At 69.4% G+C, this 19,300-nt stretch carries 19 protein-coding genes; 13 read left to right on the top strand and 6 right to left on the bottom strand.

All coding sequences use genetic code 11. The features are described 5' to 3' along the window. Positions 1–25 precede the first annotated feature (25 nt). From AB0K11_RS05960 to AB0K11_RS05945, 4 genes are read left to right on the top strand one after another with little or no spacing between them, the layout of a single operon-like run. On the top strand, positions 26–748 hold the full coding sequence (locus AB0K11_RS05960) for a glycosyltransferase (RefSeq protein ID WP_364973290.1): 723 nt from the start codon (positions 26–28) through the stop codon (positions 746–748). After that, positions 748–1,683: an acyl-CoA dehydrogenase gene (locus AB0K11_RS05955; protein ID WP_364973767.1), complete on the top strand. Its 936-nt coding sequence runs from the start codon at positions 748–750 to the stop codon at positions 1,681–1,683. Before AB0K11_RS05960 ends, AB0K11_RS05955 begins: the two co-directional genes overlap by 1 nt. Next, positions 1,680–2,426: a PIG-L family deacetylase gene (locus tag AB0K11_RS05950; RefSeq protein WP_364973288.1), complete on the top strand. Its 747-nt coding sequence runs from the start codon at positions 1,680–1,682 to the stop codon at positions 2,424–2,426. Before AB0K11_RS05955 ends, AB0K11_RS05950 begins: the two co-directional genes overlap by 4 nt. Then, positions 2,423–3,046, top strand: coding sequence for an SAM-dependent methyltransferase (locus AB0K11_RS05945; protein WP_364973286.1), 624 nt, complete (start codon positions 2,423–2,425; stop codon positions 3,044–3,046). The genes AB0K11_RS05950 and AB0K11_RS05945 overlap by 4 nt, the downstream gene beginning before the upstream one ends. On the opposite strand, the gene AB0K11_RS05940 is transcribed toward AB0K11_RS05945, so the two are convergent. The 3 genes from AB0K11_RS05940 to fadD8 form a co-directional block, all read right to left on the bottom strand. After that, on the bottom strand, positions 3,043–4,287 hold the full coding sequence (locus AB0K11_RS05940; protein WP_364973766.1) for a sigma-70 family RNA polymerase sigma factor: 1,245 nt from the start codon (positions 4,285–4,287) through the stop codon (positions 3,043–3,045). The two genes, AB0K11_RS05945 and AB0K11_RS05940, sit on opposite strands and share 4 nt — an antisense overlap. A gap of 67 nt (positions 4,288–4,354) precedes the next feature. After that, entirely contained in the window at positions 4,355–4,591 is a 237-nt protein-coding gene (locus tag AB0K11_RS05935) for a hypothetical protein (protein WP_364973283.1), read from the bottom strand. 81 nt (positions 4,592–4,672) lie between these two features. After that, positions 4,673–6,307, bottom strand: coding sequence for a fatty-acid--CoA ligase FadD8 (fadD8, locus tag AB0K11_RS05930; protein WP_364973280.1), 1,635 nt, complete (start codon positions 6,305–6,307; stop codon positions 4,673–4,675). Between the two features lie 225 nt (positions 6,308–6,532). On the opposite strand from fadD8, the gene AB0K11_RS05925 reads away from it, so the two are divergent. Next, positions 6,533–7,189 (top strand): hypothetical protein, encoded by a 657-nt coding sequence (locus AB0K11_RS05925; protein ID WP_364973277.1) that lies wholly within the window; start codon positions 6,533–6,535, stop codon positions 7,187–7,189. 37 nt (positions 7,190–7,226) lie between these two features. Continuing rightward, positions 7,227–7,571, top strand: coding sequence for a DUF3253 domain-containing protein (locus tag AB0K11_RS05920; protein WP_364973274.1), 345 nt, complete (start codon positions 7,227–7,229; stop codon positions 7,569–7,571). A 13-nt stretch (positions 7,572–7,584) separates the two neighbouring features. Here the strand turns inward: AB0K11_RS05920 and AB0K11_RS05915 are convergent, their stop codons facing one another. Beyond that, a complete protein-coding gene (locus tag AB0K11_RS05915; RefSeq protein WP_364973271.1) occupies positions 7,585–8,055 on the bottom strand; it encodes a YciI family protein in 471 nt (156 codons plus the stop codon). A 175-nt stretch (positions 8,056–8,230) separates the two neighbouring features. Here AB0K11_RS05915 and AB0K11_RS05910 point away from each other — a divergent pair, with 175 nt between their 5' ends. The 4 genes from AB0K11_RS05910 to AB0K11_RS05895 are packed head-to-tail and all read left to right on the top strand — an operon-like array spanning position 8,231 to position 14,309. After that, positions 8,231–9,835, top strand: a complete 1,605-nt coding sequence (locus AB0K11_RS05910; RefSeq protein WP_364973269.1) for an amidohydrolase — start codon at positions 8,231–8,233, stop codon at positions 9,833–9,835. Further along, a complete protein-coding gene (locus AB0K11_RS05905; RefSeq protein ID WP_364973266.1) occupies positions 9,832–11,397 on the top strand; it encodes an MFS transporter in 1,566 nt (521 codons plus the stop codon). Before AB0K11_RS05910 ends, AB0K11_RS05905 begins: the two co-directional genes overlap by 4 nt. A gap of 11 nt (positions 11,398–11,408) precedes the next feature. Further along, positions 11,409–12,713 (top strand): YhgE/Pip domain-containing protein, encoded by a 1,305-nt coding sequence (locus tag AB0K11_RS05900; protein WP_364973263.1) that lies wholly within the window; start codon positions 11,409–11,411, stop codon positions 12,711–12,713. A 30-nt stretch (positions 12,714–12,743) separates the two neighbouring features. Further along, positions 12,744–14,309 (top strand): long-chain-fatty-acid--CoA ligase, encoded by a 1,566-nt coding sequence (locus tag AB0K11_RS05895; RefSeq protein WP_364973260.1) that lies wholly within the window; start codon positions 12,744–12,746, stop codon positions 14,307–14,309. Positions 14,310–14,316: 7 nt separating this feature from the next. Here the strand turns inward: AB0K11_RS05895 and AB0K11_RS05890 are convergent, their stop codons facing one another. Continuing rightward, entirely contained in the window at positions 14,317–15,231 is a 915-nt protein-coding gene (locus AB0K11_RS05890; RefSeq protein WP_364973257.1) for an oxygenase MpaB family protein, read from the bottom strand. Then, the gene (locus AB0K11_RS05885; protein ID WP_364973254.1) at positions 15,209–16,438 is read right to left on the bottom strand and encodes an oxygenase MpaB family protein; all 1,230 of its coding nucleotides are present in this window, start codon (positions 16,436–16,438) and stop codon (positions 15,209–15,211) included. Before AB0K11_RS05885 ends, AB0K11_RS05890 begins: the two co-directional genes overlap by 23 nt. Positions 16,439–16,485: 47 nt before the next feature. On the opposite strand from AB0K11_RS05885, the gene AB0K11_RS05880 reads away from it, so the two are divergent. The 3 genes from AB0K11_RS05880 to AB0K11_RS05870 all read left to right on the top strand — a co-directional run bounded on the left by AB0K11_RS05880 (position 16,486) and on the right by AB0K11_RS05870 (position 19,299). Next, complete coding sequence (locus tag AB0K11_RS05880; RefSeq protein ID WP_364973251.1) at positions 16,486–17,133, top strand: TetR/AcrR family transcriptional regulator; 648 nt, start codon at positions 16,486–16,488, stop codon at positions 17,131–17,133. A 463-nt stretch (positions 17,134–17,596) separates the two neighbouring features. Further along, positions 17,597–18,448, top strand: a complete 852-nt coding sequence (locus AB0K11_RS05875) for an ABC transporter permease (RefSeq protein WP_364973248.1) — start codon at positions 17,597–17,599, stop codon at positions 18,446–18,448. After that, positions 18,445–19,299: an ABC transporter permease gene (locus AB0K11_RS05870; protein WP_364973245.1), complete on the top strand. Its 855-nt coding sequence runs from the start codon at positions 18,445–18,447 to the stop codon at positions 19,297–19,299. The genes AB0K11_RS05875 and AB0K11_RS05870 overlap by 4 nt, the downstream gene beginning before the upstream one ends. The last annotated feature ends 1 nt before the right edge of the window (position 19,300 follow it).

Below are 19,300 nucleotides of genomic sequence, written 5' to 3'. Positions count from 1 at the left end.
TGCCGCTACGGGATAATTAACAGCAGTGCCGGAGCTCGAGCAGATCGCGGTGGTCATCCCCGCCCACGACGAGGCGACGAATTTGCCGAAGAGCCTGCGCGCCCTGGCGACCGCGACACTGTGCTCACCGGTGCCCGTGCTGACCGTCGTGGTGCTCGACGCCTGCGGCGACGACAGCGCCGCATTGGCCGGGCGGTTCGGCCCGGACGTGCATTTCGTGGAGGTCGACGCGGGCAACGTCGGCGCCGCGCGTGCCGCGGGTTTCGATTACGCGCGCTCGACCTGCACCGGCGCCGACCCGGTCCGCACGTGGTACGCCACCTCGGATGCGGACAGCCTGGTCCCCGCCGACTGGCTGCTGCGGATGACATCGACGTATGCGGACATGGTGCTCGGTGTGGTCCGGGTGCCGGACTGGCGGAACTTCCCGGCCGAGGTGGCGCGGCGGTACCTGCGCGCCTACCAGGCGAAAGTGTCGCGAAACGGCAACGGGCACAACCATGTTCACGGTGCGAACATGGGCTTCAATGCGGCTGCCTACTGGAACGTCGGCGGCTTCCGCGCGTTGCCGACCGGTGAGGACGTCGAACTCGTCGAACGGTTCGAGGCGGCCGGCAGGCACATTCGCCGCGACGCGGCGCTGAGCGTGATCACCTCCGCGCGCCGCGATGCCCGCGCGCCCAGCGGATTCGCGTCGCATCTGCGTACCCTGTCGAAATCACGGCGCAGGACCGGCGAGCCGGCGTGATCCCGGCGCAACTGGCGCGGTGGCTGGCGGCGGGTGAGCTGAACCTGCCGTTACCGGGCCGCGGCGACACGGCGCAGCGCTGGCGCAGGCTCGCCGAGCTCACCGAATTGGACGTGGTGGCCGGGCGACTGGCCGAAGCGCACTGCGATGCCGCGGCGATTCTCGCCGATCTCGTCGGCCCTCAGGTACGGGCGGGTGAGCTGTGGGGTGTGTGGGCGGCCGAATCCCGTGACGCGGTGCTGCGCGCCCAGCCCGCCGGGGAGGGGATCGCACTGCACGGCACCAAGGTGTGGTGTTCGGGAGCCGGCCTGTGCACGCACGCGCTGGTGACGGCGCGCGTGGGCGACGACGGTACCCGGGGTTTGTTCGCCGTGGACCTGCGTCATCAGCGGGTGCGGCCGTTGCCGAGCAGTTGGCGCAACGCCGGCATGGCCGAATCCGACACGCGTTCCGTGCAATTCAGCGGCGCTCCGGCAACCCCGGTCGGGTCCCCGGGTGAGTACCTCAGCCGGCCGGGATTCTGGCACGGCGCGATCGGGGTCGCCGCGTGCTGGCTCGGAGGTGCCAGAGCGGTTGCCGCTCCGCTGTATTCGGCCGCCGCCCGCGAGGAACCACACACGCTGGCTCACCTCGGCGCGGTGGACGCCGCGCTCACCGCGGCCGCTGCGACACTCGCGCAGGCCGCGGCCGAGGTCGACGCCGACCCCGACGACCGGAACAGCACCGCCGAACTGTGCGCCCGGCGCTGCCGAGCGGTCGTGGAGACCGCGGTCGACGAGGTCCTCACCCGGACGGGCCGGGCGCTGGGGCCAGGACCGCTCAGTCAGGACGCCGCCCACGCCCGCCACGTCGCCGACCTGACCGTCTACGTCCGGCAGAGTCACGCCGAACGCGATCTCGAAGCGCTGGGGCGCCTGGCCGGTGAGCGGCGGTGAGCAATGCCGGCCGTTTCGCGGCCCGGCCGATCGCCGGAGGAGGCACTGCGGCGGATGTCTGGCGCGCAGCTGATCTCACCTTCCCCGAGCTGGAGTGGGAGCACTGCCCGGCCCTGGTGGTGGTGGCCCCGCATCCGGACGACGAGACGCTCGGCTTCGGTGGCGCCATCGCCGCGGCGGCCGAGCGCGGGATACCCGTGCGGGTGTTGTCGGTGAGCGACGGCGACGCCGCGCACCCGGAGGCGACGGCGGCGCAGCGCGGGGCACTGGCGCAGACCCGGCGCGACGAAGTGTGTTGCGCCGCGGCTGCACTCGGCATCGGTGCGCCGACGCGACTGGGCCTGCCCGACGGCGACGTCGCCGGTCACCAGGCCGGTCTCACCGACGCACTCGCCGAGGCGCTGACCGCCGAACCGGCCGGCGCCTGGTGCGCGGCCACCTGGCGCGGCGACGGCCACCCCGATCACGAGGCCGTCGGCCGGGCGGCGGCCGAGGCGACCGCCCGAACCGGTGCGGTGCTGCTGGAGTATCCGTTGTGGATGTGGCACTGGGCCGAACCGGGCGATGACACGGTGCCGTGGCACACGGCCCACCGATCGTCACTGACCGACTCCTCGATGAAGCGTAAAATCGATGCGGCACAGTGTTTCCGCAGTCAATTCGAGCCGGATGGGCTGGAAGCGGTGCTGCCGCCGTACGTGCTCGCTCGATTGCTGACGGTGGGGGAGGTGGTGTTCCGGTGACGTCCCGACTGCCCGACGACTACTTCGAGCGGATGTACGCCAAAGCCGCCGACCCGTGGCAGCTGCAGGGCAGGTGGTACGAGCGCCGCAAGTACGCGATCACGATGGCGTTGCTGCCCTACCCGCGGTACCGGCACGCCTATGAACCGGGGTGTTCGGTCGGTGTGCTCACCGAACAGCTCACCGCCCGGTGCGACCATGTGACGGCGACCGACATCGCCACCGGCGCCCTCGACGCCACCCACCGGCGGTTGCTCGCCGCTCAGCGCAGGCGTCAGGTGACGCTGCTGCGGCAGTCGATCGACGGCCCGTGGCCGCAGGCACGATTCGACCTCGTAGTGCTCTCGGAGGTCTGCTACTACCTGCAACCGGCCACCCTGCGGGCGGTGCTCGACCGGCAGGTGCCGCGGCTGTCGCCCGGCGCGACGGTGCTTGCCGCGCACTGGCGGCATCGTGTCGAGGACTACCCGATGAGCGGCGACCATGCCAACGACGTCATCGCCGCCACCGCCGGCCTGCACCACATCGGCGGCTACCGCGACACCGACGTCGTCATCGACGTGTTCGACACCGCATCGGCGGATTCGGTGGCCGCACGGACCGCGGTGCCGGGCGCCTAGCCCGATCGCGCCCGAGTCGCCTTGTCGGTCAACACGTCCCGCTCGCGCTCGTTGTCGGTCAGCGCTGCGGCGCGGTCGAACTCCTCTGCCGCCTCGTCGTGGCGGCCCAACCGCGCCAGCAATTCACCGCGCACGCTGGGCAGCAGATAGGAATCGTCGAGGCCGGTGATGCCGTCGACGATGGCCAGCGCCTCGGCGGGGCCGGAGGCCATCGCGACGGCCACCGCACGGTTGAGTTCGACGACCGGGGAGCGGGCCACCTGGATCAGCCCGTCGTACAGCGTGACGATGCGCGCCCAGTCGGTGTCTTCGGCGGTCGGCGCGACGGCGTGACATTCGGCCAGCGCCGCCTGCAATGCATAGGGACCCCAGCCGGTTCCCCTGCGCTGCACCGCTTCCGCCGCCTTCGCGAGTGCCGCTACGCCGCGCTGGATCTGCGCACGGTCCCACTTCGCCCGGTTCTGGTCCTCGAGCAGGATCGCCCGGCCGTCGGTGTCGGTGCGCGCCGCGAAGCGCGAGGACTGGAATTCCATCAGCGCGACGAGTCCGTGCACTTCGGGTTCGGAGGGCCGGTGGGCAGGAGCGCCGCGACCCGGGGATGTGTCCGTCAGGGCGGCGAGCACCCGGCCCAGTCGCAGTGCCTCGCTGCACAGTTCGTCGCGGATCCAGCGCTGCCCGAACGACGCGGAGTAGCCCTCGTTGTAGATCAGATAGATCACCGCGAGCACCGCCGAGAGTCGCTGCGGGTACTCGTCGCGCGGTGGCACCTCGAACGGCACCTCCGCGGCCGCCAGCGTCTTCTTGGCCCGGGTGATACGCGCCGCGATCGTCGCCTTCGACGTGAGAAACGCGCGGGCGATCTCCTCGGTGGTCAAACCGCCGATCACGCGCAACGTCAACACGATCTGGCTCTCCCGTGACAGCACGGGGTGAGCGGAGATGAACATCAACCGCAGCACGTCGTCGTCGATGCGGTCCGGATCCCACGCCGGTTCGTCGAGGTGGTTCTCCAGCTCACGCGCCAGTACGGCGTACTTGGCGTCCAGTGACTCCTGCCGTCGCCAGTGGTCGATGGCCTTGCGCTTGGCGACGGTGGTGAGCCAGGCGCCGGCGTTGCGCGGCACCCCGGCGTCGGGCCACTGGACGAGCGCCTCTATCAGGGCTTCCTGCGCCAGGTCTTCGGCCATTCCGACGTCGCCGACCACGCGGGTCAGCGTCGCGACGATCTTGGCCGCCTCCATCCTCCAGACGGCGTCGACGGTCTCGCGGAGGTCGGTGTCCGGCACTCCGCCACGCTAGCGCGGTCGGTCAGGAGTCGGCGGGGTCCTCGGCGTCGGCATGGAAGAAGAACATGCTGGCCACGAAGCTGGTCAGCGACAACAGGCCGGCGCCGAACGACAGGCCGATGCGGTCGAGGCCGAAGGCGCCGATGCTCATCGCGAACCCGACGATCGCGATCATGCTGAGGAAGAGCGCCCAGGTGCTGAGGGCCTCGGAGGTCGTGGAGGTGGGGGACGCGGCTGCGGCGGTGGTCGGGTCGGTCATCGCGGTGAGTGTCCTGTCTCGATGGTGTGTCGGCCACTCTTTACCCGCCCCGGGTATCGGTAAAACGCCGAAACGCAGCGGTTACCCGACGGCGCGGCCGGAGTCCGCCCAGAACTGGGCGCGCACCGCCTTCTTGTCCGGCTTGCCCAGCGCCGTCACCGGCACCGAGTCGACGACGATGACCTGCTTGGGCGATTGCACCGAGCCCTTGCGCTCCTTGACGGCGGCCTGGATCTCCGCGGTCATCGTCGCGACGGCGTCCTCGTCGGACGCGGCGTCGGGCCGCAACACCACCACCGCGGTCACCGCCTCGCCCCACTTCTCGTCGGGGGTTCCGATCACGCACACCTGGGCCACCGACGGGTGTTCGGCGACGACGTCCTCGACCTCGCGGGGGAACACGTTGAAGCCGCCGGTGACGATCATGTCCTTGGTGCGGTCGACGATGTACCAGAACCCGTCTTCGTCCTCGCGGGCCAGGTCGCCGGTGTGCATCCAGCCGTCGCGGAAGGTCTCCGCGGTGGCCTCGGGCAGCTTCCAGTAGCCGCCGGACAGCAGCGGCCCGGACACGCAGATCTCACCGACCTCGCCCTGCGGCACGGGCTGTCCGTCCTCGCCGAGCAGTGCCGTGCGGCAGAACACCGTCGGCCTGCCGCAGGACGTCAGCCGCTTCTCGTCGTGATCGCCCTTCGCGAGGTAGGTGATCACCATCGGCGCCTCAGACTGCCCGTAGTACTGGGCGAAGATCGGTCCGAACCGGCGGATCGCCTCCTTGAGCCGAACCGGGTTCATCGCCGAGGCGCCGTAGTAGACGGTCTCCAGCGACGACAGGTCACGGGTGTGCGAATCCGGATGATCCATCAGGGCGTAGATCATCGACGGCACCAGCATGGTGGCGGTGATCTTCTGCTCTTCGATCACCCGCAGCACCTCGGCCGGATCGAACTTCGTCAGCACGATCAGTTCGCCGCCCTTGACCACCGTGGGCACGAAGAAGGCCGCCCCGGCGTGCGACAGCGGGGTGCACATTAGGAACCGCGGACGCTCCGGCCACTCCCACTCGGCGAGCTGGATGGTCGTCATCGTGGTGATCGACTGCACGGTGCCCATCACGCCCTTGGGTTTTCCGGTGGTGCCGCCGGTGTAGGTCAGTCCGCCGATGTGGTCGGGCGGCAGGTCGGCGGCCACCAGCGGCCGCGGCTCGTACTTGGCCGCCTCGGCGCTGAGGTCCACCGCGACGTCCGCCAGCGCCTCGGGGACCGGACCGATGGTGAGGATCTTCTGCAGCGTCGGCACTTTTTCCAGCAGTCCCAGCGCGCGCTCGGTGAACATCGGGTTGGGGTCGATGATCAGGGCGGTGACCTCGGCATCGGACAGCACGTAGGCGTGATCCTCCAGCGACCCAAGGGGGTGTAGTGCCGTGCGGCGATAGCCCTGAGTTTGCCCCGCCCCGATGATCATCAGCACCTCGGGCCGATTCAGCGACAGCAGCCCGACGGCCGCGCCGGTGCCCGCGCCCAGCGCCTCGAACGCCTGGATGTACTGGCTGATGCGCTCGGCGAGTTGGCCGCCGGTCATCGTGGTGTCGCCGAGGAACAGCACCGGGCGGTCCCGATTGCGCTTGAGCGCGCCCACCGTGAGGTGCCCGGAGTGGATCGGATGGCGCAGCCGGTCGGCCGACGAGAGTTCGCGGGAGGAATCAGCAACCGAGGTCATGGCACTCAGACTAGAACGTGTTCCAGAAATGCAGAAGGCGATCCCCGTTGTTGCCGGCGGCCGCGTGTGGAGTGCTGCGCCGTCGCGGACGGAGTAGGCGACTACTCGCGTAATCAAGTGAGCAAATTCGTAACGTTCTGTTCGCTTCCGCAAGATCAGTCAAGCGGCGCACAATTCCCGACGTAGAGGCACTGACGAGGGTCATGCCCGTGAGATGAGGTCGAAATGTCAACGTTTCAAGCAAAGCGCGTAGCTCTCGCTCCGCTGGCCGCAGCGCTACTCGCCGCGGGCGGGGCGATCGCGCTGGCGCCCACGGCGGCGGCGCAACCCGACGCCTGTATCCCGGGCTTCGTCTGGCGCGAGGCGTTCGCAGGCGACCACGTCTGCGTCACGCCGGGCGTGCGGTCGCGCACCGCCGCGGAGAACGCCGCGGCCGCAGGGAACGCGGTGCCCGGCAGTCCGACATGCAAGTCGGGCTTCGTGTGGCGCGAGGCCAGCCCGGGGGACAAGGTGTGCGTCATCCCGTCGGTCCGCGACGAGGCGGCCACCGACAACGCCGCCGCGGCATCCCGGGTGGCCAAGGCCGCCCCGGCCCAGCCGAAGCCCGAGGAGAAGCCGGCGCCCAAGGCCGAGGCGCCGAAGCAGGGGCCGACGGTGAACTGGTCGCCGCGGGTGGGTGGGCTGACCGCGCACATCGCCGACCGCAGCGGTGTCGCCTCGCAGTGCACCTACGACTCCGACGGCTACTCGCGCAGTTTCCCGCTGCCCGCCAACGGTTCCTTCGACCTCGCGATCGTCCCCGCCATCCCGAAGTTCGCGAACTGGAACGTCTCCATCAAGTGCGACAACGGCACGGTCACCAACACGCAGACCTTCTTCTGATCGTCCGGTTCCCGGTGGTCATCGGCCACCGGGAATCATGGACGGCGTGAGTGACGCGTTACGGGCGCAGCTCGGGCGGATCGCCGAGGGCGCGACGCCGGCCGCGCGCGATGCCGGCACGGCCCTGGCCGACGGCCCGATGCCCGACCGGCTGCGGGCCGCGATCCGCGCCCTTGCGATGCATCGCGGCCCAACCAGCAGCACCTGTCCCTCCGACGCGGCCCGCGCCGTCGGCGGCGATCACTGGCGTGACCTGATGGACGACGCCCGCGCCGCGGCCCGCGAGATGGCCCGGGCGGGCGACGTCGAGATCACCCAGCGCGGTGAGGTTCTGGACCCCGATGCCGACTGGCGCGGACCCATCAGGATCCGCGCCAGATAGCCGGCGGAGTCGCTCAGCGGCTCGCGAACTTGTCGGCGTCGGCCCGTGCCTGCGCCGCGATCTTCTCGGCCAGGTCGGCCTTCCACTGGATCTCCTTCTGCACCCAGGGATTGTCCGCGGGGAACTCGTCGGTCTCCGAGACACGGCGCACCTCGAGCTTCACGCCCTTGCCCAGCGGCACCTTCCGCGCCCACTGCTTGGCTTCCTCCTTGGACGACACGTCGAGGATCCAGAAGCCGTTGAACAACTCCTTGGCCTCGGTGTAGGGGCCGTCGGTGACCACCGGCGGATCGGCGTTGAAGTCGACGACGAAACCTTCCTCCGGTCCGGTCAGCCCCTCGCCGGCCAGCAGCACGCCGGCCTTGATGAGCTCCTCGTTGAACCGGCCCATCGACTCGATGATCTCGTCGAAGTCGATCTCCAGCTCCGCCATCGCGGCCTCGGCCTCGGGGGTGGACCGCATGATCAGCATGTAACGCGCCATTTCTTCGTCTCCTTCTTCGGTGTGGAAGGGGCCCGCTCCATCGTGCCCTCGCACATACGTCGAGCGGCACCCCCCGAAAATCGACATGGCGGCGAAGAAATTTTTCAGCAAATTCTTGGTGACGGTTCAGCGGGAAGGTCACCGCAGGTCAACGCGTCGCAGCTACCATCACCCGGTGCCTGCAGCTGACCTTGTCATCACCGGAAATGTCCTCACCGTCAATCCCGCGCAGCCCACGGCCGAGGCGCTGGCCGTATCGGGAGGCCGCATCGCCGCCGTCGGGGACCGCGCCGAGATCGACGGGTGGATCGGCCCGGACACCGAGGTGGTCGACATCGGCTCGGGTTGCGTGATGCCCGGCCTCGTCGAGGCGCACGGTCATCCGCTCATGGAGGCGGTCGTGCTGTCCGATCGGATGGTCGACATCCGGCCGGTCACCGTCACCGACGCCGACCAGATCGTCGCCATGGTGCGCGCGGAGGTCGACAAGCGCGGCGACGCGGGCGCCTATCTCGTCGGCTGGGACGCCCTGCTGCAGCCCGGCCTGCCCGAGCCGTCGCTGGCGTGGCTCGACGGCATCGCGCCCAGCACGCCGCTGGTGATCATCCACAACTCCGGGCACAAGGCCTTCTTCAACTCGGTCGCCGGTCGCAACGCCGGGATCGACCGCGACACCCCGGATCCGAAGGGCGCCAAGTACGGCCGCGACGAAGCCGGCGAACTCGACGGCACCGCCGAGGAGACCGGCGCGGTGTTTCCACTGATGTCCGGAGCCACCACGGTGGCCGACTTCCCCCAGATGCTGCTCGCGGAGTGCGCCCGGCTGAACAAGGCCGGCCTGACCACCTGTTCGGAGATGGCCTTCGACCCGGTGTTCCGGCCGCTGGTGGACCAGATGCGCGACCACCTGACCGTCCGGTTGCGCACCTACGAGATCTCCAATCCCGAGATGAGCACGGCGGCCAGTCCGGGTGACGGCGACGACATCGTCCGTCAGGTGGGCATCAAGATCTGGGTCGACGGGTCGCCGTGGATCGGCAACATCGACCTGTCCTTCCCCTACCTCGACACCGAGGCGACCCGCACGATCGGGGTGGTGCCGGGGTCCTGCGGGCACGCCAACTACTCGCGCGAGCAGCTCACCGAGATCGTCGAGGCCTACTTCCCGCTCGGCTGGCCGATGGCGTGTCACGTGCAGGGCGACGCGGGCGTCGACACCATCCTGGACGTCTACGAGCACCTGCTGGCCAAGCATCCGCGCGATGATCACCGGCTGCGGCTCGAGCACGTCGGCGCGATCCGCGACGAGCAGTTGCAGCGTGCCCACGACCTCGGCGTCACCTGCAGCATCTTCGTCGACCAGATCCACTACTGGGGCGACGTCATCGTCGACGGGTTGTTCGGGCCCGAACACGGAAACCGTTGGATGCCTTGCGGTTCGGCGGTGAGGACGGGCATGCGGATCTCGCTGCACAACGATCCGCCCGTCACACCGGAGGAGCCGCTGCGCAACATCAGCGTCGCGGTCACCCGCACCGCGCCGAGTGGCCGGGTGCTGGGGCCGGAGGAGCGGTTGACCGTCGATCAGGCCATCCGCGCGCAGACCATCGACGCCGCGTGGCAGTTGTTCTCCGACGACGTGATCGGCTCGCTGGAGGTTGGCAAGTACGCCGACATGGTGGTGCTCTCGGCCGACCCGCGTTCGGTCCCGCCGGAGAAGATCGCCGACTTGGACGTCCGGGCAACGTATCTGGCGGGCCGTCCGGTACACACGGGATGACGTCGCCGGCTCCCGACGCGCAGCGCGACGATTCGCCGGCGACGGTGTCCGGCCTTGCGGCCACGATGACCGTCGTCGCGATGGGGCTGGGCTACAGCATCACCGCGGCCGATCCGACCATTCTGTCGGCCAACATCTCCGAGGTCCGTGCCGGACTGGAGATGTTGCCCAGCACGGCCAGTTTCGTGGCCAGCCTCGCCACCCTCACACTGGCGGCCGCGGTGCTCGGCGCCGGTGCGCTCGGCGACCTCTACGGCATGAAGCGGATGTTCACCGGCGGCCTGCTCGGGGCGATCGCCTTCGGCGTCCTCGCCGCGGCGGCGCCGACCGGTGCGGTGCTGATGGTCGCCCGCGCGGGGTCCGGTGTGGCGTTCGCCTTCCTGCTGGGCCTCTCGCTGGCGACCATCAACGCGGTGTTCCCGCCGCAACGGCGTGCGGCGGCGATCGGGCTGTACCTCGGCGCCGGATTCGCCCTCACCACACCGATGCCCGCGATCGGCAGCCTGCTGGCCGAACACCTGGGGTGGCGGACGGGATTCCTGGTAGCACCCGTCGCGGCCGTCGTCGCCCTGGTGATCCACCTGCGGTATGTGCCCGAGACGCCGCGGGCGCCCGGCCGCCTGGACGTACCGGGCCTGGCGCTCGTCGCGGCCGCGTTGCTCGCGCTCGTCTACGGGATCTCGCGGTTGCAGCGCGGACTGAACACCGATGCGGTCGTCGCCATCGTGGTTGGTGTCGTTGCGGGGGCGGCCTTTTGGCTCCGAGAGCGGTCGACTCCGGATCCGGCGCTCGATCTGCGCATCTTCCGGTCCGGACGGTTCAACGCCGCAATCACCGCTGGCGCCGCGTTCAACTTCATCACAGGCGGAACCACGATCCTGTTCGCCTACTATCTGGTGACGGTGCGCGGTGAGTCGCCGGCGCTGCTCGGGCTGCTGCTGGTGCCCGCCACGCTGATGCAGGCGCTCGCCGCGACGGGTTCGGGCCGGGCCGCGACGCGCTTCGGTGAGCGTGCGGTGCTGGTGACCGGACTGCTGCTGCTGCTCGCCGGTCTGCTGGTGCTGACGACGGTCGGCGAGAAGACGTCGATGTGGCTGCTGTTCGCCGCGGTGCTGCTCAACGCCGTGGGCGGTGCGGTGGTGCAGACGCCGCAGTCCACCATCATGATGTCGGCGGCACCCGTGGACCTCGGCGGATCGGTGTCGGCGGTGAAATCCGCTGTCGGACAAGCTGGATACTCCCTCGGTCCGGCGGTGTTCGCGCTCGTCGGCACCACCCTGTTCCTCCGTGACGGCATGGAGCGGCTGGCCGGTTCGGGCATCACGGAGCCGCAGGCCCGCGAGGCGCTGCAGATCGCGCACGGCACTTCGGTGTCCTCGGTCGGCGGTGGCAACGTACTCGACCCGCAGCGCGCGAGGGAGGTCGTCGAGGGCGCGACCGATGCCATGATCGACGCCATTCACACCCTGAGCCTGATGATGACCGCCGTCCCGGTGGCCGCGATCGTGCTCGCCCTCGTGCTGCTGCGCCCCCGCCCGCTGGACCACACCCGCCCCCGATGACAGGAGCTCCGATGCACTCGCTCGAGCACGCGCGGCACGCCGCACCTGACCCGCTCGCCACCATCCGCACGCCGAGATTCTGGCTGCAACCGATCATCGTCGTCCTGGTCGTGTTCTCAGCGCTGGCGGCGCTCTATCTCGGCGGGATCCTCAACCCGACCTCGAACCTGCACCACTTCCCGGTGGCCGTCGTCAACCAGGACCAGGGGCCCGACGGGAAGCAGATCGCCGACGGGCTGGTGTCCGGCCTCGATTCCCACGACTTCGACGTGCGGGTGCTCTCCGCCGAAGAAGCCGACCGGCAGCTGGACTCCGCGCAGGTGTACGGGGTGGTGCAGATTCCGGCCGACTTCTCGGCGGGTCTGCAGGCACTCGCGACCGGCGCCGCCCGGCCGGGGGAGGTGGTCCGGCCGGTGATCACCGTGTCGACCAATCCGCGGGCAGGCGAGCTCGGCGGCAGCATCGCCGGTCTCGCGCTCAGCAAGGCCGTGCAGGAGGCCAACACCACGATCGGCAAGAAGGTCACCGCCGAGGTCACCCAGGCCGGCGGTGGCACCGCCCTGCCCGCCGGTGTGGCGCTGACGCTGTCCAGCCCGGTCGACATCCAGGTCAACGACCACGATCCGCTGCCCAGCGGCACCGGCAACGGGTTGTCGGCGTTCTACTACGCGCTGCTGCTGCTGCTGGCCGGGTTCACCGGCAGCATCATCGTCAGCTCGCTGGTCGACTCGATGCTGGGCTACATCCCCGCGGAGCTGGGGCCGGTGTACCGGTTCGCCGAGAAGGTGAACATCTCGCGGTTCCGGACCCTGGTGATCAAGTGGGCGTTCATGGTGATCCTTGCGGTGCTCACCTCGGCCGCCTACATCGGCATCGCTGCGGCACTGGGGATGCCGATCCCGAATGTCCTGACCCTGTGGCTCTACGGGGTGTTCACGATCGCGGCGGTCGGGATCACCGCGACCTCCCTGGTGTCCGTGCTGGGTTCGATGGGTCTGATCGTCAACCTGTTCATCTTCGTGATGCTGGGCCTGCCCTCGAACGGCGCGACGATCCCGCTGGAGGCGGCGCCCAAGGTCTTCGGCTGGCTGGCGACGTTCGAGCCGATGCATCAGGTGTTCCTCGGCGCGCGGGCGCTGCTCTATCTGGACGGGCGCGCCGATGCCGGGCTCACCCACTCGCTGGTGATGACGAGCGTCGGTCTGGTGATCGGTCTGCTGATCGGGGCCGTGGTCACCCGCTACTACGACCGCAAGGGCCTGCGTCGCATCCACGACCCGGCGATCACCGCGCCCGAACCGGCCAAAGAGGATTGACAACCGCCGTTGTCATGGCACGCTTTGCGCATGCCTGAGCTGCCGCCTCCGCGCTTCCTCGATGACCGGCCCGCGCACTGGGCCGAGGTGAAACCCGACGAGGAGGCCTTCGTCTACCTGGACCGGTCCTGGACATGGGCACAGTGGAACGACCGGATCCGCCGGCTTGCCGGGGCGCTCGGCGGGTTCGGCGTCGGCCGCGGTGACGTCGTGGCGTTCCTCGACAAGAACCACCCGGCCGGTGTCGAACTGACGCTGGCCGCCGCGTCCCTCGGCGCCGCCAACGCGATCATCAACTTCCGGCTGGCCGGCGACGAACTGGACTTCGTCCTCAACGACTGCGGCGCCAAGGTGCTCGTCGTCGGCGCCGAACTGCGCCCGGCGATCGAGAAGATCCGCGACCGCCTCTCGCTCGAGCACATCGTCGAGGTCACGCCCGACGGCGCCGACGGCGACGAGTACGAGGCCCTGCTGGCCGCCGCCACCCCGACCGGACGCGCGGACGCCGTCGAACCCGACGACGTCTGCCTGGTGATGTACTCCTCGGGCACCACCGGCCGGCCCAAGGGTGTGATGCTGTCGCAGGCCAACGTCGTCGCGCACACGGTGAACGCGCACGACGGCTGGGGTTTCGACGAGGGCGACAAGAACATGGTGTCGATGCCGCTCTTCCACGTCGGTGGTTCGTCGTACGTGCAGTTCGGCATCCACGACGGCGTGCCCAGCGTGATGACCCGCGAGGTGGACGGCGCATCGCTGGCCGGCGCGATCCTCAAGGGCGCCAACCGGACCTTCCTGGTGCCCGCCGTGCTGGCCAAGGTGCTCGAGTCCGGCGAGGATGCCGTCAAGCTGTTCGGCGCGTTGAAGACGTACTGCTACGGCGCCTCGCCGATGCCCCTGCCGCTGCTGAGGGCCGCGCTCGAGGCCTGGCCCGGCACCGACTTCATCCAGGTCTACGGGCTGACCGAGGTGTGCGGGGTGATCAGTCACCTGATGCCCGAGGAACACCGCGACACCGAGCACCCGGAACGGCTGGTGAGTGCAGGCACGCTGATCCCGAACGCCGAACTGCGGGTGGTGAACCCGGACACCATGGAGGACGTTCCCGAAGGCGAGCAGGGTGAGCTGTGGTTCCGCACACCGCAGCTGATGAAGGGGTACCACAACCGCCCCGACGCCACCGCCGACGCCATCACCCCCGACGGCTTCTTCCGCACCGGCGACATCGGGCGCATCGACGCCGACGGCTACATCTTCGTCGAGGACCGGCTCAAGGACATGATCATCTCCGGTGGCGAGAACATCTACTCCATCGAGGTGGAGCGGGTGCTGGCCGAGCACCCGGCGGTCGTGGAGGTGGCCGTCATCGGCGTTCCCAGCGACAAGTGGGGAGAGGCCGTCAAAGCCGTTGTCTCGCTGGAGGGATCAGCGACCGAGGAGGAGCTGATCGCCTGGTGCCGCGAGCGGCTGGCCCGCTACAAGTGCCCGAGCAGTGTCGACATCACCGAGGAGCTGCCGCGCAACCCGACCGGCAAGATCATGAAGAAGGATCTGCGCAAGCCGTTCTGGGAGGGCCGCGACCGCACGACCGTCTGACCGACGGCTAGGGCGTGCGCGGCACCCGGCCGAGCTCACGCAACCAGCCCTTGCGTGCCGCGGGATACCAGCGCAGGGAGGCCGGCACGTACGGCCACGCCGTGCGGACGGCGGCCCTGACGGCCCGGTAGCGGCGTTCGTCCCCTCCGCTCCAACGGATCCCGAATCTTTCGCGGACCGCGGCGGGCAGCCCGCCGAAGATGACCAGCCGCATCGGCGGAGCGAGCGCGGTCCGCACCGGCATGCTCGGCAGCAGCGCATCGGTCAACGGCCGAAGGCGCGGATGCGTCGGGTAGAGGGGCGATGCGCTCATGTCGGGGATCGAACGCCGGTTGATGAACTCGATGAGGTAGTCGGACGCGGGGTTCGGCTCCAGGACGTCCCGGCAGTAGCGTTCGACCTCACGCTCGAAGGCCACCCGGTCCGACGGGACGACGCTGCCGCTCATGCCGTAGCGGCGGTACCACTCGCATCCCTCGGCATAGAGTCGCCGGCTCTCCTCGGCGGTCAGCCGGTGCCGGTCCCAGTGCGAGGCGAGGCGGTCGACCATGCGCTGGAACGTGGCGTGCGCCCACCAGAACGTCTCCGGCTGCAGGGCGTGGTAGCGGCCGCCACCGGGCAACGCGCCCTTGATGTCCCGATGGAAGTCGCGCACCCGTACGCCGGTCGCCTCCGCGGTCGGCCCCTCGTACACGGTGCCCAGGATCCCGGGCAGCGACCGGAACACCCGGTCGACGGGGTCGTCGAAGAAGTCGGAGTGGTCGATCAGTCCCTGTCCGATTGCCGGGTGCATCGTCTGCAGCAGTCCCGCGGTGCCACCCTCGAAGGCGATGCGCATGTCGCCCGCCCACCGCCACAACAGCGAGGTGGGGCCGAGCTCGCGCGCGGCGGCCGCGGCGTCACGCGGCGAGTTCGCCGACACCGTGCGGCTGCTCTCCGAAGTACCTGGCCAGCAGCCGGTCACTGCTGCGGGCACCCCACCGCTCCAGGTACGCGCGGCCGCGGCCGGTGCGGGCAAGAAGCTGGTAGCGGACGACGTTCTTGGCGATCACCGGCGCGACGGCCCACGGCAGCGCGCGGGGAAGTTCGAGGTCGCCCATGCCCTCGGTGCGCAGGAAGTAGCTCAGCATGCTCAACAACCGGGCGCGGTGATAGCGGCCCCGCATCCCGGCCAGGTTCGGGTAGTGCAGGAGTCGCTGCGCGTCGACGATCGCGTTGGCCAGCTGCGGCCCAGCTTCGCTCACCCCCGACTGCGTGATGAGCAGGTGATAGTTCAGCCGGTGCTGCGCAGCCTCGCTGTCGCACAACCAGTCCTCGTCGACACCGACCAGCCAGCCCACGTACTTCCACAGGTGCATGATCGCCCGCGACTCGGCACTGCTGACCCGGACGCCGAGCAGCCGCACCCCCAGCAGCAGCGCCCCGTTGAACAACCCCAGCGTCGCGGCCTGATCGGTCTGGTTGATGGGCAGGCCCCAGTGGGCGACGTCCCAGCGGCCGTTCGTCTCGAACTGGTGATTGACGAGCGCGTGCATCGCGCGGACGTGCACGGTGAGCTTGAAGCCCTCCCCGCATCGGCGCATCGCGTCGGGCTGCGACACCGCCACCGCCCACTTCTGCGTCTCGGCAAGGCGGCGGACGGTTTTGCGGCCCGTCAGCCCGCCCGTCTCGACGAGCAGGTCGGTGGGACCGCCGAAGCGGTAGCCGCCGATCAGGGACAACTGCAACATGACGTCCGCGGCGTTGGTCCCCAACCGGCGGTACGCCGCGGCCCCTTCGTTGACGAGGTCGAAGTCCACCCACGACGGGACGCGTTCGACGGTGGCGAAGAACTCGCGCAGCGGTCGTGGACAGTCCGCGACGGTGTCCGCGCCGAGGTCGAGGGCCTGGCGGAACTGTCCCATGGTGACCCGGTCAGGATCGTCGACATTCGTGATGTGCATCGCCGCAACCAGTCTCGCGCCCACCTCGTCGCGATGCATGAGCCGTTGCCCGATCCGGTCGATGAGCTGCTGATCGGGGCGCACGGTCTTGGTCAGAACCCGGAGCGGCCGACCGAGGCGGCGGTTGCGCCGGGGCGCCTCCATGAACCGGCGGGGGTGTGCGGCGGACACGTCGTGTGCGAGCATGGTCCCATGCTGACACGAGCGATCATTCGCGTTCAATTCGCATTCTGATGGCGCACACGTCGACTCCCGGGCCCCGGCGGATGCCCCGGCAGGACCGCTCCCGCGCGATGGTCGATCGCATCCTCGACGCCGGGCAGGACATGCTGATCGCCCACGGGTACGACGGCGCGTCCACCAACCGCATCGCCGCGGCCGCCGGGATCAGTCCCGGGTCGCTGTACCAGTACTTTCCGAACAAGGACGCCATCGCCGCGGCGGTCATCGACCGCTACAGCGACCAGCTGTCCGCCCGGGTGGCGGCCAGGGTCTCCGAGCGGCTGGACCAGCCCGCGCCGCACTACGTCCGGGAATCCATCGCCGCACTCCTCGACGCCCTGGACGTGCACCCCGACTTCCTGCGGGCGGTGATGGAACAGACGCCCCGGCTGGGCTCGGGCAGCAAATTGCTCGCGTTCGAGCAGCGGATCGGTGAGCTGACCGTGGCGTACCTGACGATCAACAAGGGCGTCGTCCGGTCCGACGCCACGTTCGAGACCGCGGCGTGGATGTTGGTGCGGATGGTCGAGCACCTGTGCGTGCGGTACATCCTCGATCAGCCGGCGATCGACCGGGACACGTTCATCGACGAGATCACCGTGATGGCGCTGAACTACCTGCGGCCGTGGCCCACGCCGCCGGAGGACTGCTTCCCGTAGCCGACGGCTGCTATTTCGCCCCGCTTACCGAAGTTAACGTGGATACTGAGCCGCAAAGCGTGTCCGGAATGGCCCCGACGCCAGTGCTCATCGCCGTCACTGCATGCGGCAGGCGGTCGACGTTGCGCAGTGTCGTTCTTTCCTGTGCCGCGCACGACGCCGGAAATCCGGCCGTCGGCCGCTGGTTATAGCTGATTTGCACGGGGATACGAGCCGCCGACCATACTCGGGGTATTTGCCTTCCCCGGTTGCTTCGGCGACCTCGGGCCCGTTCTCGGCGGCGCGTCAGCACGGCCGGTCGGCTCACAGTGCTGGTGCGCAGCTCATTATGTGAATGAATATTCGGCAAAGGCTTGACGCGGTGAGATCGCTGGTCTTAGCGTGGCGAGGCGGTGGCCGACGGTGCCGCCGCGAGGTCGGACGCCGGCGCACCCGGCCGGGGTCTCCTATTGGGGGAGGGACGTTGACACTGGCGCGCGGCGATCAGGCCGACGGCCTCGACGTGATCGAGGACTGGGCCGGCGGGTACGTCAGACGCCACCCGCTCGCGTCGCTGCACACGGTCGGCGAGCAGTTCGTCCTCGGCGTGCGCACCATCCAGAGCCTCGTCGTCGACGTGTTCACCGGGCGGTTCCGCTGGCAGGAGTTCATCCGCCAAGGCGCCTTCATGGCCGGAACGGCCGTGCTGCCAACGGTTCTCGTCGCACTGCCGATCGGCGTGACGTTGTCCATCCAGTTCGCCCTGCTGGCCGGACAGGTCGGTGCGACCTCGCTGGCGGGTGCGGCCAGCGGCCTTGCCGTGATCCGGCAGGCCGCGTCACTGGTGGCGGCCGTGCTGATGGCCGCGGCCGTCGGCTCGGCCATCACCGCCGACCTCGGCTCCCGCAAGATGCGCGAGGAGACCGACGCCATGGAGGTGATGGGTGTCTCGGTGATCCGCCGCCTGGTGGCGCCGCGGTTCGCGGCCGCGGTCATGATCGGCGTCGCGCTCACCGGGGTCGTCTGTTTCGTCGGATTCCTCGCCAGTTACCTGTTCAACGTCTACTTCCAGAACGGCGCACCGGGCAGCTTCGTGGCCACGTTCGCGTCGTTCGCGACGACCGGCGACATGATCCTCGCGCTCATCAAGGCGGTGCTGTTCGGCGCGATCGTCGCGATCGTGTCCTGCCAGAAGGGGCTCTCGACCGTTGGTGGACCGACGGGCGTCGCGAACTCCGTGAACGCCGCCGTCGTGGAATCGATCCTGGTGCTGATGATCGTCAACGTCGCCATCAGCCAGCTCTACGCGATGCTCGTGCCCAGGACCGGGCTGTGACCGCTTCGACGTACACCCCGCTGCTGGGTCCGCTGATCCGATGGTCCCGCCGAGTCGCCACACCGGTGCAGCGGCTCGGGCACATGCTGGTCTTCTTCGTCCGCGCGCTGCTGGCGATACCGCATGCGCTGCGGCTGTACCGCAAGGAGTTCGTCCGGCTGCTCTCCGACATCGCCTGGGGCAACGGCTCACTCGTCGTCGGCGGGGGAACCGCGGGCGTGGCCGTCGTGCTCGGCATCACCGTCGGCGCACTCGTCGGCATCGAGGGGTACAACTTCCTCAACCTGCTCGGCCTCGGACCCGCAACGGGCATCATCTCCTCACTGGTCAACACCCGCGAACTGGCCCCCATCGCCGCGGCGCTGGCCTTCGCGACGCAGGGCGGGTGCCGGTTCACCGCTCAGCTGGGATCGATGCGCATCGCCGAGGAGATCGACGCGCTGGACTCGCTGGCCATCCGCCCGATCCCGTACCTGGTGACCACCCGCCTATTGGCGTCGGTGGTGGCGGTCATCCCGCTCTACGTGCTGTGCCTGGCGGTCAGCTACCTCACCACGCAGGCGGTGGTGGAGGTGATCAGCGGCGGATCGACCGGCTCGTATCTGCACTACTTCTCACTGATGCTGGCCGGCCGTGACGTCGCCTTTTCTCTGCTCAAGACGATCATCTTCGTCTGGATCGCCTCGACCGTGCAGTGCTACTACGGCTATTACGCGAGCGGCGGCCCCGAAGGCGTGGGAGTCGCTGCAGGACATGGCATGCGGGCCAGCATCACCGTCGTGATCATGGTCAACATGCTGCTCACCATGGCGCTGTGGAGCGTCGACTCCGGCGCCAGGTTCGGTGGGTGAG

It is taken from the genome of Mycobacterium sp. NPDC050551 (genome assembly GCF_040674075.1).
GTDB lineage: Bacteria > Actinomycetota > Actinomycetes > Mycobacteriales > Mycobacteriaceae > Mycobacterium.
Note: the sequence above shows the minus strand (reverse complement) of the source record. Positions and strands in the feature narration are given on the sequence as shown.

Bases quoted from the DNA above. Each gene is read 5' to 3' on its own strand.
- AB0K11_RS05940 (WP_364973766.1), bottom strand. From the start codon at position 4,287: ATGGAGGCGGCCAAGATCGTCGCGACGCTGACCCGCGTGGTCGGCGAC.
- AB0K11_RS05935 (WP_364973283.1), bottom strand. From the start codon at position 4,591: ATGACCGACCCGACCACCGCCGCAGCCGCGTCCCCCACCTCCACGACC.
- fadD8 (WP_364973280.1), bottom strand. From the start codon at position 6,307: ATGACCTCGGTTGCTGATTCCTCCCGCGAACTCTCGTCGGCCGACCGG.
- AB0K11_RS05925 (WP_364973277.1), top strand. From the start codon at position 6,533: ATGTCAACGTTTCAAGCAAAGCGCGTAGCTCTCGCTCCGCTGGCCGCA.
- AB0K11_RS05920 (WP_364973274.1), top strand. From the start codon at position 7,227: ATGGACGGCGTGAGTGACGCGTTACGGGCGCAGCTCGGGCGGATCGCC.
- AB0K11_RS05915 (WP_364973271.1), bottom strand. From the start codon at position 8,055: ATGGCGCGTTACATGCTGATCATGCGGTCCACCCCCGAGGCCGAGGCC.
- AB0K11_RS05905 (WP_364973266.1), top strand. From the start codon at position 9,832: ATGACGTCGCCGGCTCCCGACGCGCAGCGCGACGATTCGCCGGCGACG.
- AB0K11_RS05900 (WP_364973263.1), top strand. From the start codon at position 11,409: ATGCACTCGCTCGAGCACGCGCGGCACGCCGCACCTGACCCGCTCGCC.
- AB0K11_RS05895 (WP_364973260.1), top strand. From the start codon at position 12,744: ATGCCTGAGCTGCCGCCTCCGCGCTTCCTCGATGACCGGCCCGCGCAC.
- AB0K11_RS05885 (WP_364973254.1), bottom strand. From the start codon at position 16,438: ATGCTCGCACACGACGTGTCCGCCGCACACCCCCGCCGGTTCATGGAG.
- AB0K11_RS05880 (WP_364973251.1), top strand. From the start codon at position 16,486: ATGGCGCACACGTCGACTCCCGGGCCCCGGCGGATGCCCCGGCAGGAC.